This window comes from Mesorhizobium sp. (genome assembly GCF_004963255.1).
Taxonomy (GTDB): domain Bacteria; phylum Pseudomonadota; class Alphaproteobacteria; order Rhizobiales; family Rhizobiaceae; genus Mesorhizobium.
Window position 1 is genome coordinate 231492 of record NZ_SUGA01000001.1, and the last position, 12713, is coordinate 244204.

Here is a 12713-nt window from a genome sequence, read left to right on the forward strand (position 1 = left end):
GAGACGGGCGCGCCGCAAGGTCGCGCCCGTTTTGTTTCGAGGGTGGATGAATGGCCGCCGAGCCGCTGAAGACGCTGTTCTACCCGTTCGAGGCCGAGGCGCTGCCTTTGCCGCGAAAGGATGCCCGCGTTCTTTTTCTGGGCGCCGAGCCCGGCTTCCGCTTGCCCGAAGGCTTCGATGCGGCGCTGCATCTCGTGCAGGGCTTTCGACCGCATTTCCGCGCCTTGCAGGCGTCCGGCTACACGGTCACGCCGAGCGTGGAAGGCCAGGGCTACGACATGGCTCTCGTGCTCGCCGGCCGTCATCGCGGCCAGAATGAACGGCGCATCGGCGATGCCATCGAGCGCGTCCTGCCGGGCGCGCTGATCGCTGTCGCGGGTGGCAAGGATGACGGCATCGACAGCCTACGCAAGCGGATCAATGCGCTGGCGCCGCTCGAAGGCCATCTGCCGAAGCATCACGGGGTTGCCTTCTGGTTCCAGCGGGCGGGCACGGAAGCAGCCGAGACGCTGCGCGCCGGCAACCCCGACCTTGTCGTTGAAAGCCGTTTCAAAACCGCGCCTGGCATGTTCTCCTTCGATCGGATCGATGCCGGTTCGAAACTGCTCGTTGCGAGCCTGCCTGATGATCTCAAAGGCAATGTCGCTGATTTCTGCGCCGGCTGGGGTTATCTGGCAGCGGAGGTCCTGCAGCGTTCGCGGAGTCTCACCGCGCTCGATCTCTATGAAGCGGATTTCGAGGCACTGGAGGCAGCCAGGATGAATGTCCATGGCGCCATCGAGCCGCGTTTCTTCTGGATCGATCTGCTCGCTGAGGCGGTCGAGCGGCGCTACGACGCCATCGTCATGAACCCGCCTTTCCACAGCGGCCGCGCCGCCGAGCCCGGCATTGGCGCCGGCATGATCCGCGCCGCGTCGAAGGCGCTGAAACCGGGCGGCCGCCTGTTCATGGTCGCCAATCGCCAGCTTCCCTATGAACAGGTGCTGTCCGAGGCCTTCGCCAACCATGCCGAGATCGCCCGCGACGGCATGTTCAAGGTGTTGTCGGCGCGCCGCTAAAAGCAATTCCAGGAAAAGTGCGGAGCGGTTTTCCGTCCGGAATTGCGCCAGGAAAAAAGCAATTCCAGGAAAAGTGCGGAGCGGTTTTCCGTCCGGAATTGCGCCGGGAGAAAGTAGCTCTAATGCAGGCTGACGATACAGGCGGGCTCGCGCGCTTCGATGGCAGGCCGCGCCTCGCCGAGTTCGACCTTGAGTGGCGCCGGCCGGCCGAACAGATAGCCCTGGACCACCTCGCAGCCCGCGGCCCTGAGCAGCGTAGCCTGGTTCTCGGTCTCCACGCCTTCGGCGATGATGCCGACGCCCAGCGCCCGCGACAGGCCGACAATGGTCGAGACGATCGCGCCGGAACTGGAGTCGGTGTCGATGCGGCTGACGAAGGAACGGTCGATCTTCAGCTTGCCGAAGGAGAAGTCGATCAGATAGCTCAAATTGGAATAGCCGGTCCCGAAATCGTCGACGGCCACCGAAATCCCCATCTCGGCAAGCTGCTTCAGGATCGCGGCGGCGCGGTCGCGATCCTGCATCATCGCCGTCTCGGTGACCTCGAGCTCCAGCCGCGACGGCTTGATGCCGGTCGATTCCATCACCTCGCGCACGATGCCGACGAAATCCCTGGTCATGAACTGGACCGGCGAGATGTTGACGGCGACGAAGCAGTCCTGCGGCAGATGCTTGGCATCGCTGCAGGCCTTGCGCAGCACCCATTCGCCGATCGGATTGATCATGCCGGTTTCCTCGGCGATCGGAATGAACTCCATCGGCGGAATCATGCCGCGCTCCGGATGCTTCCAGCGGATCAGCGCCTCGTAGCCAACGACGCGACCGCTCGGCAGGTTGAGCTGCGGCTGGTAATGGAGACTGAAGTCGCCGCGGTCGAAAGCGGTCTTCAGCTCCGATTCGATCCATTGCCGATAGTCGGCCACGCGACCCATGTCGGCGTGGAAGACAGACCAGTTGCCGACGCCGCTGGCCCGCGCATTCTGCAGCGCCAGGTTCGAACGGCGCAGGACCTGAACCGGGTCGACGCCGTCCTTCGGCATCGCCACGATGCCTACCGACAGGCTGACCGACTGCAGGTGGGTCTGCAACTGATAGGGCTCCATCATATCGTTGATGAGCTTTTCGATCAGCCGCTCGACCGAACCACGGATGTCGCGGTCCGGCAGCAGCACGCCGAACTCGCCGGCGCCAATGCGCCCGATCACAGCATCCTTCGGCATGCTCTCCTTCAGCCTGCTGGTGAAGGCGCGGACAAGGTCGTCGCCATGGCTGTAGCCGATGGCGTCGTTGATCTGCTTGAAGCGGTCGATATCGATGTCGATCAGGAACACCGGCTCGCCGGTTCGGATCGTATCGGCGGCGGCATCGGCAATCTTGCCGACCATGGCCTGGCGCGACAACAGTCCGGTCAGCTTGTCGAAATGGGTTTCCTTGACGACATAGGCCACCGATTCATCGACGCCGGCGAAGAATGACATCGCCGCACCGCCGGCGGCAAGGGCGCACAGCGCGGCGATGACGCCTATCACCGTCTCGGCCGGCATGCCGGCCACGCCGTCGCCGAAGCCGAACCGCAGCCCCCATAATCCGAGGATGAAACTGCCCATGCCGGAGCTGGCGATGGTGATCAGCCGGAATAGCGGTGTTCGCTTCGGGTTACTGATTGCAGACATGCAAGGTCCCTGGATTGAGGGGCCTTGTAGCGGAAATCTCCTTAAAATGAGTTTCCGCCGATGCCTGCAATTTTACTGGAAAATATTGTTTGCCTTAGCGAACTATTCGCGACCACCATCGTTCTGCTTCAGCTCCTCCAGCGACGGCATCGAAACGATGTGATAGCCGGAATCCACATAATGGATCTCGCCGGTGACACCCGACGAAAGATCGGATAGCAGGTAAAGCGCCGAGCCGCCGACTTCGTCCAGGGTCACGGTGCGCCGCAGAGGCGAGTTCCGCTGCTGATAGGAGAACATGTGGCGGGCGTCCGAAACGCCAGAGCCGGCCAGCGTACGCACCGGTCCGGCCGAGATGCCGTTCACCCTGATGCCGCGCGGCCCGTAGTCATTGGCAAGGTAGCGAACGCTGGCCTCGAGCCCGGCCTTGGCGACGCCCATGACATTGTAGTTCGGCATCACCCGCACCGACCCGGCATAGGTAAGTGTAATCATCGAGCCGCCATTGCCCATGAGCGCGGCGGCATTGCGGGCGATCTCGGTGAAGGAATAGCAGGAGATCACCATCGTGCGCACGAAATTGTCGCGGCTGGTGTCGGCGTAGAGGCCCTTGAGCTCGTTCTTGTCGGAAAAGCCGATGGCGTGCACCACGAAGTCCAGCCCGCCCCAGGCCTTGCCGAGGGTCTCGAAGGTCGCGGTGACCGAGGCGCTGTCCTCGACGTCGCAAGGCACGATCAAGGAGGCGCCCACCTTCTCGGCGAGCGGCTTGACGCGCCGCCCGAAGGCGTCGCCCTGATAGGTGAAGGCAAGCTCCGCCCCGTGCTCGGACAATTTCTTGGCGATGCCCCAGGCGATCGAATGATCGTTGGCGACCCCCATGACAAGCCCGCGCTTGCCCTTCATCAACCCTTCCATAAAAGGCAGATCCTTATGCGGAATAGCGCTGGAAAATCAGCGTTGCGTTGGTGCCACCGAAACCGAAGGAATTGGACAAAACGGTGTCGATCTTGGCGTTGTCGATACGCTTGCGCACGATTGGCATGCCCTCGAATTCCGGATCGAGCTCCTCGATATGGGCGCTCTCGCCGATGAAGCCGCCCTGCATCATCAGGATCGAATAGATCGACTCCTGCACGCCGGCCGCCCCCAGCGAATGGCCGGTGAGCGACTTGGTCGAGGTGATGTAGGGCATCTTGTCGCCGAACACCTCGCGGATCGCGCCCATTTCCTTGGAATCGCCGACCGGCGTCGAGGTGCCGTGGGTGTTGATGTAGTCGACCGGGGTCGAGACGGTGGCAAGCGCCTGCCGCATGCAGCGGATGGCGCCTTCCCCCGAAGGCGCGACCATGTCGTAGCCGTCGGAGGTCGCGCCGTAGCCGACGATCTCGGCATAGATCTTGGCACCGCGCGCCTTGGCGTGCTCCAATTCCTCCAGCACCAGCACGCCGGCGCCGCCGGCGATGACAAAACCGTCGCGGTTGACGTCATAGGCGCGCGAAGCGGCCGATGCCTTGTCGTTGAATTTCGACGACATGGCGCCCATGGCGTCGAAAAGGTCCGACATCGTCCAGTCGAGATCTTCGTGGCCGCCGGCGAACATCATGTCCTGCTTGCCCCACTGGATCAGCTCATAGGCATTGCCGATGCAATGCGCCGAGGTCGAGCACGCCGACGAGATCGAGTAGTTGACGCCATGGATCTTGAACCATGTGGCCAGGGTGGCCGATGCCGTCGACGACATTGCCTTCGGCACGGCGAATGGACCGATGCGCTTGGGGCTGTTGTTCTTGATCGTGGTTTCGGCCGCCTCGACGATGGTGCGGGTCGAGGGTCCGCCGGACCCCATCACGATGCCGGTCCGCTCATTGGTGATGTCGCTCTCGCCAAGCCCGGCATCGGCGATCGCCTGGTCCATGGCGACATGGTTCCAGGCCGCACCCTGGCTCAGGAAGCGCATGGCGCGGCGGTCGATCATCGGGGTAGGATCGAGCGTCGGCGCGCCCCAGACCTGGCAGCGGAAGCCGTGCGCGGCGAAGGAATTGGAAAAGCTGATGCCGGATTTGGCATCGTAAAGCGAGCTCTGCACCTCATTGGCATTGTTGCCGATCGACGACACAATGCCGAGCCCTGTCACTACGACCCGTCTCATTCGCAACTCCTTCCGGCGTATCCGGGCGCAAAACCTAGCCGGTTTTCGCCTGTGATCATACGCAAATAAACTGACGTGGCGCCCATTGGGTACGCGGACGCCGTGGCGAAAAACGGTCAGGCGGCCGACTGCTTGGACAGGCCGACCTTCAGATCCGTGGCGGCGTATATGGGTTCGCCATCCGCCTTAAGCCAGCCATCGGCGATGCCGAGCACCAGCCGGCCGCGCATCACGCGCTTGAAGTCGACGCCGTACTCGACCTTCTTCACCGATGGCGTCACCATGCCCTTGAACTTCACCTCGCCGGTCGAAAGCGCCATGCCCTTGCCGGGTTCGCCCAGCCAGCCGAGATAAAAACCCGTCAACTGCCACATGGCGTCGAGGCCGAGGCAGCCCGGCATGATCGGATTGCCGATGAAGTGGCAGGCGAAGAACCACAGGTCCGGCTTGATGTCGAATTCGGCGCGGATGAAGCCCTTGTCGAAAGCGCCGCCGGTCTCGCTAATCTCGGTGATGCGGTCGAACATCAACATAGGTGGGTAGGGCAGCTGGGCGTTGCCCGGCCCGAACAGGTCGCCGCGGGCGCAGGCGAGCAGTTCCTCGTAATCGTAGCTGGACTTTTGATCCGCCATCAAATTTCCGTCCCCGTGTTCTTTCGCGGGCGGCAGGGCGCCCTTCTCGTTGGTTTCCTAACACACTCTGTTTGCTGCCGGAAACCGGCGTTTGCGCTTAACCCGTGCGCCTGCCCGGGTCAATGCGCGCTATTGATCGCATCCAGACTACAGAATATATGTCGGCTGATGTCCGGTTTTGGCTTTCGACGTCTTTTTGCCACTCTGGACCTGTTGACGGGCTGGGCAACAAGCTTCGAAGCGAAGAGATGGATTCGGGCTACCGGAAGGAAAATGTCGCTGTGGACAAGCGGGTTCGCGAAGCCGGCCTGAGGCCGACGCGCCAGCGCATCGCGCTGGCCGATCTGCTTTTCGCCAAGGGCGACCGCCACCTTTCGGCCGAGGAACTGCACGAGGAGGCGATCGCCGCCGGCGTGCCGGTTTCATTGGCGACGGTCTATAACGCGCTCCATCAGTTCACAGAGGCCGGCCTGCTGCGCATCCTGGCGGTCGAAGGCTCGAAAACCTATTTCGACACCAACACCTCCGACCATCATCACTTCTATGTCGAGGGCGAGAACCGGATTTTCGACATCGAAAGCGGACCGGTCACCGTCTCCAACCTGCCGGCACCGCCGGAGGGCATGGAGATCGCCAATGTCGACATCGTCGTGAGGCTTCGCCCGAAGCGCGGCGACTGATCCCGTGGCGACGCGGCCCGTCGACCTGATCGTCCGGTTTGAGTGGGTCACCGTCGCCGCCTTGGCCGTCGTTTGCTACGCGCTGGCCCACTTTTCCTGGTGGCTGTTTGCGCTGCTTATCCTGGCGCCGGACCTGTCGATGCTGGGCTACCTCGCCGGGCCGCGCCTCGGCGCCGTCACCTACAACGCCTTGCATATCCTGATTGCCCCGCTGGTCCTTCTGCTCGCGGGCGCGTTTCTCTCTGGTCCGCTCACAACCGCGGTGGCGCTTATCTGGATAGCGCATATCACCATCGACCGTGCCCTCGGCTACGGCCTCAAGCTGCCCACCGCTTTTCAGGATACGCATCTCGGCCGCATTGGCCGCGACGCGACCGGCTAGGGTGTGTCGAGATTCAGGTCAGGCCGAGTCGAGAATGATGGTTTCCGAGAACCGGAGCGCAGGCCGGCCTCACCCGAATATCGACACAGCCTAATTCTTGAACTTCTCGCCGGGATAAGCGCCCCACACCTGCGACTGGGCCATCCAGCCGGTGTGGCCGTCAAAGGTCATTTCGCACCATTGGCCGTCGCATTTCTTGATCGAGCCGATCACGCCCGGCTCGATGATGGCGATGACGCCGGCGTCCTTGTCGGGCTCGTCGAGCAGGTTGACCTGCCCGCCCTTGCCACGCTGCCAGGGCGCGACGATGGCGGTGCGACGGCCCGAAAGCAGCGACTGGTTGATCCAGCCCTCCGATCCATCGGCATCGCGCACGCGCCGCCAGGTGTCGAATTCCTGGATGACTTCCATCGGCAGGCCGGCCTTCAGATACATCCAGTTGACCGAATAATTGGCGCCGGGGCCGACGCGCGAATTGACGCGGGCCGGTTTCAGGCTGACGAAACGCGGCAGCGGCAGGCCGCTCGGACCAAGCGTTATGGTTTGCGCCGGCGCGGCCGCGCTTTGCGCGAATGCCTGCGGCGCGCAGAGGAGGGCGCCAAGGATGGCTGCGCTGAAGGCCAGGCGAAGCGACGCGAAACCAGACACTTTCGTTCCTTTCGGCGCCGGTCCGTCGGATGAGCGCCCCTTTTTCTTTGTCTTCGGCGGCACCGCTTGTTACAGGAGTGGGCTGATGCTGCGACTGGCTACAAGTTTCGCCGGTCTTGGTTAAAGAGGTCTCAACGAGATCGGTTTCGAGAGCATGATCCCGAGAAGTGGGCATCGGTTTTCGGAAACGATCATGCTCCAAAAAGAGCAGGATCAGGATGACGATTCAACGAGACGTCAACCTGATCTAGCAAGCTTCGGGGATAAAATGGCAGGCAAAAAACGGCCCCTCGTCGTCATCACGCGCAAGCTGCCCGACCCTGTCGAGACCCGCATGCGCGAGCTGTTCGACGCAAGGCTGAATGTCGAGGACCGGCCGATGACCCAGCCGGAGCTGGTCGCGGCGATCAAGGAAGCCGACGTGCTGGTTCCCACCATCACCGACCACATCGACGCGGCGCTGATCGCCCAGGCTGGCGAAAACCTGAAGCTGATCGCCAATTTCGGCAACGGCGTCGACAAGATCGACGTCGCGGCGGCCGCCAAGAAAGGCATCACCGTCACCAACACGCCGAATGTGCTGACCGAAGACACCGCCGACATGACCATGGCGCTGATGCTCGCCGTGCCGCGCAGGCTCGCCGAAGGCGCCAATGTGCTGACAGGCGAGAAGAAATGGGCCGGCTGGTCGCCGACCTGGATGCTCGGCCGGCGCATCTGGGGCAAACGTCTCGGCATCGTCGGCATGGGCCGCATCGGCACGGCGGTCGCCAGGCGGGCCAAGGCCTTCGGCCTGTCGATCCACTATCACAACCGGCACCGCGTGCTGCCGGCGGTCGAGGAGGAACTGGAGGCAACCTACTGGGAAAGCCTCGACCAGATGCTGGCCCGCATGGACATCATCTCGGTCAATTGTCCCTCGACGCCGGCGACGTTCCACCTTTTGTCCGGCCGCCGGCTGGCGCTGATGCAGCCTTCGGCTTACCTGGTCAACACGGCGCGCGGCGACATCATCGACGAGGAAGCGCTGATCAAGCTGATCCATGACGGCAAGATCGCCGGTGCCGGCCTCGACGTCTATGAGCACGAGCCGGCCCTGAACACCAAGCTGTTGAAGCTTGCCGCCAAGGGCAAGGTGGTGCTTCTGCCGCATATGGGCTCGGCCACGCTCGAGGGCCGCATCGACATGGGCGAGAAGGTGATCATCAACATCCGCGCCTTCTTCGACGGCCATCGCCCGCCGGACCGTGTCCTACCGCTGAGGACCTGAAGGCTTAGACGGCCGCGGCAATCGCGCCGTCCGCGGCGACGGTTGCCGCGCCTCCGCGGTAGGCGTCGAACGCGCCGCGGTCGAGCCGCACCGCGATCGGCGTCTCCCAGCCCATTTCCCGGGCGACGATCAGGCCAAGCAGCAGGATGGCGTCCGGTTCGTGCAGCACCAGGGCGGCCGGCGCCCGGCCGTTGTGGGCAAGCTCCATCAGCACCGCCGAAGCCGATGACGAGCCGATCGTGCCCGGCAGGAACAGCACGCGGCCGGCAATGACTTCGCCATGCTGCGGGTGGCGGACATCGGCGATGCGGCCTGTCTTCGGGTCGACGCCGCCCCAGAAGCTGATCGGCGCCGTCAGCACCAGCGTCTCGCCTTCACCGGCCTTGCCCGGGACCAGGATCTCGGCGGCGGCGCTCATGCGGCGACATCCGTGAAGACCGGCCTGCCGAGGACCGCGCTTTCGACACAGTCGGCGAGCGAGGCGTAGAGCACCGCATAGCCGGTGTTGCCCGGCGCGTAATGCGCGAACTTGCCCGAATTGGTCATCAGCACGCCGTTGCCGATGTCGGGCATGATCGGCGTCACCACCACGCATGTGTCGGCGACGATGACCACGCCGCTCGCCTCGAGCCTTTTTCGCCGGCCGTCCTTTTCCAGCAAGGCAAGCGCGTGGCGGCCGGTGCAGGCATAGATCGGCACCGCGAGCCGCCGCCCGGCGATCAGCCGCTCCAGGCTGTCGAACTCGGCGTGCGACAGATGCGGGCTGCCGATCGCCACCGCATCGACGGCTTCAGGCGCTACCGCGGTCGACAGGCCCGCGCGGGCCTTGGCTACCATCTCAGGCGTCACACGGATCACGGCTTCCGGCTCCGGTCCGGCCAGGATGGTTGCGACGTCGGGAGCCTCGGGCGTGACGCCGGCGATGTGGAACAGGCCGACGGCGCCGGACGATGCGGCCGCGGCGCCGAAGGCTTTCAGCGCGTCTTCGCCGGGATGACCGGTCACGCCTCTGACGACGCCGATCGCATTGCCCACCTCACGGCCGTAGAGGCTGCCCAGGACAGGCCAGGCGATCTCCGAGGCAAGGAAGGAAGGCGACAGGCCCGAGACGTCGAACACAAGCCGCGCCAGGCGGTTTTCAGGCCGATGCAGACCGTAATCCGGCGCGCGGCCGGTTATGGCGCAGGCAATGTCGAGAAAATCGCCATAGCGGTTGGTGCGCGCGCCCAGCACAGAGTTGCAGAAGACGACCGCGTTGGACTCGCCCCAGGCCACGTCGCTGCCCTGTGCCGGCCGGTGTCCGGCCTGATACGGCGCACAGGTCCAGCTCTGCTCGCAGCCGAGCTTGCGATAGGCCTCCATCATCCGACGCGCCATGCCGCGCTGCGGCTCTTCCAGGCGGATGCGCGAGCAGCCCATCAGGTCGAGCGCTCCGACATTGAGCGTCGAGCGTACCGCGACCTTCGCGCCGCCTTCGATCAGCCTTTCGGCGAACAGCGTGCCGGAATCGCCGTGATAGAGCGCCCCGTCGATATGCGCGGACGCGATCGGGATCAGCCGAGGCGCGCCGAGCAGCCTGGCGCTTTCGGCGACGATGCGCATCGCCATCCCCGCGCCGTCCTGACGGACGGCGATCGCCTGTTCTTCCGGGCTGAGGGCGAGGCTCAAGGCAGCACCTTGCGCATGGTGATGGAGGTCGACCTGTCATAGCCCGCATGCGCCGTGCGCCCGGTCTCGCGAAAGCCGAGCCGGGCGAAGGCCGCGTGGTTTGCGGTCAGCTCGATACGGGTCTGCAGCTCGATCGCATCCTTGCCCCGTTCGCGGGCAAGATCCTCCACCGCTTGCATCAGCCGGGCTCCGACGCCCTGACCCTGGAGCTCTGGCTCGACCGCGAGCTTGCCGACATAGAAATCCTGCGCCCGCACCAGCGCGAAGACGCAGCCGACGACGCGGCCGTTCTCGACGGCCACAAAGCACGTCTCCTTTTTCGCCTTCCCGGCAAGGCTGTCGGCGCTCAGAAGATGCGCCGATGACGGAGGGTCGATGACGCCGTCCATATAGGCAAAGGCGCGGCGGATCAGCGCCAGCAGATCGTCCCATCCGTCGAAATCCGCGGGAAGGCCGATTATGGAAATGCCGACGGTCTGGTCCATGCGCTCAGACAGCCTTGTAGCGGATGGTGTCGAAGCGGGCTGTGAGCCCGTCATAGAGCAGCAGCCGGCCGATGAGCGGCTCGCCTATGCCGGTAATCAGCTTGATCGCCTCCATTGCCTCCAGCGCGCCGATGACGCCCGTCAGCGCGCCGACAATGCCGGCAACGGCGCAGGACGGAACCAGCCCTTCGGGAGGCGCTTCCGGGAACAGGTCGCGATAGCTCGGGTTGCGCTTGCCGTCGGCGCCTGTCTCGAACGGTTTCAGCACCGTAACCGAGCCGTCGAAGCGGCCGACGGCGGCCGTCACCAGGGGTTTCTTCTCGATGGCACAGGCATCGGCGACCGCGTACCGCGTCTCGAAATTGTCGGAGCCGTCGACAACGACATCGTAACGGGCGACGAGGGTAGGGGCGTTCTCTTCCGTCAGCCTCAGGCCGTGCGTTTCCACCGCGACGTTGGGGTTGATGCGCATGATCGCCGCCGCGGCGCTGTCGGTCTTGGCCAAGCCGATCGTGTCGCTGCCATGGATCACCTGCCTCTGCAGGTTGGACAGGGAAACCGTGTCGTCGTCGACGATGCCGAGGGTGCCAACGCCGGCGGCGGCCAGATATTCCAGCACCGGCGCGCCGAGCCCGCCGGCGCCGATCACCAGCACCCGCGCCCGTTTCAGCTTCTGCTGGCCTGGCCCGCCGATCTCGGACAGCACGATGTGGCGGGCATAGCGTTCGAGTTCTTCGTCGGTGAGGGGGGTATCGGTCATGACTGGACTTTATCGCTGGCGCAGAGCCTTGTCAGTAAGCGCAAGGCAAACCTTGTGGTCCACATACGAGACAAAGGTTTCGCACGACGCAAGGCAAAGCCTGGTGGCGCAGCGCCGAAATAGCTTCTTCACAGGCTAGCCGGTCGGCTCGACGCTGCCATGATCGACCGTCAGGAACTGCGCCCGGCCTTCAAGGCTCGAGAACAGGGCGGCATCCGTGCCCGTCATGAAGGCTTGGCAGTTGAGCTCCTCGAGGATGGAAAATAACGCCGCGCGCCGGCCAGCGTCGAGATGCGCGGCAATCTCGTCCAAGAGCAGGATCGGCGTCAGACCCGACATCTCGCCGGTCAGCCTGGCATGCGACAGCACGATGCCGACCAGCAGCGCCTTCTGCTCGCCGGTCGAGCAAAGTTCCGCCGGCATTGACTTGGGCCGGTGCCGCACCACCAGATCGGAGCGATGCGGACCGTCGAGCGTGCGGCCGGCGGCGCGGTCGCGTTCACGGCCATTGGCAAGAGCGGCGCGATAGCGTTCCTCGACATCGACCGCCGGTGCGCTGCCAAGCGCGCTTTCAAGATCCCCGGCGAGGCTGATATCGGCCTGCGGAAACGGCCCGCTGCCGGGCAACCTGTCGATCATGGCGGCAAGCAGCCGCACCAACTCGGCCCGCGCCGCGGCGATCGCCACGCCGATTTCGGCCATCTGCGTCTCGATCGCGTCGAACCAGGCGCCATCGCGGAAGCCTTCTGTAAGCAGGCGGTTACGGCCGCGCATTGCCTTCTCATAGTCGAGCGCGCGCTGGCCATGGCCGGGGTCGATCGCCAGCACCAGCCGGTCGAGGAAGCGGCGTCGTTCCGCCGCCGGCCCGGGAAACAGTCCGTCCATCGCCGGCGTCAGCCAGACGACCCGCAGCCATTCGAGCATATCCTCGGCCGATCGCGCCGGCGCGCCGTTGATCCGCACCTTCCTGCCGCCTTCGCCGGCGGCGTCGCCGCCGGAAATGCCGGTGCCGATCTCGACCTGTCCTTCCGGTCCCTCGATGCGCGCATGCAAGGCGAAGCCGCCATCGCCGCCTTCACGCGCCACATCCGCATAAGGCGCGCGGCGCAGGCCCCGGCCAGGCGTCAGGAACGAGATCGCTTCCAGAAGATTGGTCTTGCCGGCGCCATTGTCGCCCGACAGCACCACCGCGCCAGGGGCAAGTTCCAGCGAAAGCGCCGCATAGTTGCGGAAATTCGTAAGCGTTAACTTACTTATGTAGCTTTGCTGCCGAAGCTGTTTGGCGTCTGAGGTCAAGGTAACACATTA

14 protein-coding genes are annotated in these 12713 nt (G+C 64.4%); 4 read left to right on the plus strand and 10 right to left on the minus strand.

The window, feature by feature from the left end:
* Positions 1-50 precede the first annotated feature (50 nt).
* Positions 51-1058 (plus strand): class I SAM-dependent methyltransferase, encoded by a 1008-nt coding sequence (locus E5X34_RS01035; protein WP_292559887.1) that lies wholly within the window; start codon positions 51-53, stop codon positions 1056-1058.
* A gap of 119 nt (positions 1059-1177) precedes the next feature.
* Here the strand turns inward: E5X34_RS01035 and E5X34_RS01040 are convergent, their stop codons facing one another.
* The 4 genes from E5X34_RS01040 to fabA all read right to left on the minus strand — a co-directional run bounded on the left by E5X34_RS01040 (position 1178) and on the right by fabA (position 5512).
* The gene (locus tag E5X34_RS01040; protein WP_292559889.1) at positions 1178-2731 is read right to left on the minus strand and encodes a bifunctional diguanylate cyclase/phosphodiesterase; all 1554 of its coding nucleotides are present in this window, start codon (positions 2729-2731) and stop codon (positions 1178-1180) included.
* Positions 2732-2833: 102 nt separating this feature from the next.
* Positions 2834-3646 carry an enoyl-ACP reductase FabI gene (gene fabI, locus E5X34_RS01045; RefSeq protein ID WP_042647102.1) on the minus strand — a complete coding sequence of 271 codons (813 nt, stop codon included), beginning with the start codon at positions 3644-3646 and terminating at the stop codon, positions 2834-2836.
* A 13-nt stretch (positions 3647-3659) separates the two neighbouring features.
* Complete coding sequence (gene fabB, locus E5X34_RS01050) at positions 3660-4880, minus strand: beta-ketoacyl-ACP synthase I (protein WP_292559894.1); 1221 nt, start codon at positions 4878-4880, stop codon at positions 3660-3662.
* 116 nt (positions 4881-4996) lie between these two features.
* A complete protein-coding gene (fabA, locus tag E5X34_RS01055) occupies positions 4997-5512 on the minus strand; it encodes a 3-hydroxyacyl-[acyl-carrier-protein] dehydratase FabA (RefSeq protein ID WP_040985924.1) in 516 nt (171 codons plus the stop codon).
* Positions 5513-5760: 248 nt separating this feature from the next.
* Here fabA and irrA point away from each other — a divergent pair, with 248 nt between their 5' ends.
* Complete coding sequence (gene irrA / locus E5X34_RS01060; RefSeq protein WP_042647097.1) at positions 5761-6192, plus strand: iron response transcriptional regulator IrrA; 432 nt, start codon at positions 5761-5763, stop codon at positions 6190-6192.
* Between the two features lie 4 nt (positions 6193-6196).
* A complete protein-coding gene (locus E5X34_RS01065) occupies positions 6197-6574 on the plus strand; it encodes a DUF4260 domain-containing protein (RefSeq protein WP_292559897.1) in 378 nt (125 codons plus the stop codon).
* Between the two features lie 90 nt (positions 6575-6664).
* On the opposite strand, the gene E5X34_RS01070 is transcribed toward E5X34_RS01065, so the two are convergent.
* Entirely contained in the window at positions 6665-7222 is a 558-nt protein-coding gene (locus E5X34_RS01070) for an SH3 domain-containing protein (protein WP_112128468.1), read from the minus strand.
* Between the two features lie 268 nt (positions 7223-7490).
* Between E5X34_RS01070 and E5X34_RS01075 the strand changes: the two genes are divergently transcribed.
* A complete protein-coding gene (locus E5X34_RS01075) occupies positions 7491-8492 on the plus strand; it encodes a D-glycerate dehydrogenase (protein ID WP_042647094.1) in 1002 nt (333 codons plus the stop codon).
* Between the two features lie 4 nt (positions 8493-8496).
* Here the strand turns inward: E5X34_RS01075 and E5X34_RS01080 are convergent, their stop codons facing one another.
* The 5 genes from E5X34_RS01080 to recF all read right to left on the minus strand — a co-directional run bounded on the left by E5X34_RS01080 (position 8497) and on the right by recF (position 12701).
* Positions 8497-8910 carry a DUF126 domain-containing protein gene (locus E5X34_RS01080; RefSeq protein WP_292559899.1) on the minus strand — a complete coding sequence of 138 codons (414 nt, stop codon included), beginning with the start codon at positions 8908-8910 and terminating at the stop codon, positions 8497-8499.
* The gene (locus tag E5X34_RS01085; protein WP_292559901.1) at positions 8907-10160 is read right to left on the minus strand and encodes an aconitase X catalytic domain-containing protein; all 1254 of its coding nucleotides are present in this window, start codon (positions 10158-10160) and stop codon (positions 8907-8909) included. Before E5X34_RS01085 ends, E5X34_RS01080 begins: the two co-directional genes overlap by 4 nt.
* A complete protein-coding gene (locus E5X34_RS01090; protein ID WP_292559904.1) occupies positions 10157-10645 on the minus strand; it encodes a GNAT family N-acetyltransferase in 489 nt (162 codons plus the stop codon). The genes E5X34_RS01085 and E5X34_RS01090 overlap by 4 nt, the downstream gene beginning before the upstream one ends.
* A gap of 4 nt (positions 10646-10649) precedes the next feature.
* A complete protein-coding gene (locus tag E5X34_RS01095) occupies positions 10650-11405 on the minus strand; it encodes a molybdopterin-synthase adenylyltransferase MoeB (RefSeq protein ID WP_292559907.1) in 756 nt (251 codons plus the stop codon).
* A gap of 135 nt (positions 11406-11540) precedes the next feature.
* On the minus strand, positions 11541-12701 hold the full coding sequence (gene recF, locus E5X34_RS01100) for a DNA replication/repair protein RecF (RefSeq protein ID WP_292559910.1): 1161 nt from the start codon (positions 12699-12701) through the stop codon (positions 11541-11543).
* Positions 12702-12713 lie beyond the last annotated feature (12 nt).

What these genes read in the sequence shown, in the direction of transcription:
- E5X34_RS01035 (WP_292559887.1), top strand. Translation starts at nt 51, where the DNA reads ATGGCCGCCGAGCCGCTGAAGACGCTGTTCTACCCGTTCGAGGCCGAG.
- E5X34_RS01040 (WP_292559889.1), bottom strand. Translation starts at nt 2,731, where the DNA reads ATGTCTGCAATCAGTAACCCGAAGCGAACACCGCTATTCCGGCTGATC.
- fabI (WP_042647102.1), bottom strand. Translation starts at nt 3,646, where the DNA reads ATGGAAGGGTTGATGAAGGGCAAGCGCGGGCTTGTCATGGGGGTCGCC.
- fabB (WP_292559894.1), bottom strand. Translation starts at nt 4,880, where the DNA reads ATGAGACGGGTCGTAGTGACAGGGCTCGGCATTGTGTCGTCGATCGGC.
- fabA (WP_040985924.1), bottom strand. Translation starts at nt 5,512, where the DNA reads ATGGCGGATCAAAAGTCCAGCTACGATTACGAGGAACTGCTCGCCTGC.
- irrA (WP_042647097.1), top strand. Translation starts at nt 5,761, where the DNA reads ATGGATTCGGGCTACCGGAAGGAAAATGTCGCTGTGGACAAGCGGGTT.
- E5X34_RS01075 (WP_042647094.1), top strand. Translation starts at nt 7,491, where the DNA reads ATGGCAGGCAAAAAACGGCCCCTCGTCGTCATCACGCGCAAGCTGCCC.
- E5X34_RS01080 (WP_292559899.1), bottom strand. Translation starts at nt 8,910, where the DNA reads ATGAGCGCCGCCGCCGAGATCCTGGTCCCGGGCAAGGCCGGTGAAGGC.
- E5X34_RS01090 (WP_292559904.1), bottom strand. Translation starts at nt 10,645, where the DNA reads ATGGACCAGACCGTCGGCATTTCCATAATCGGCCTTCCCGCGGATTTC.
- E5X34_RS01095 (WP_292559907.1), bottom strand. Translation starts at nt 11,405, where the DNA reads ATGACCGATACCCCCCTCACCGACGAAGAACTCGAACGCTATGCCCGC.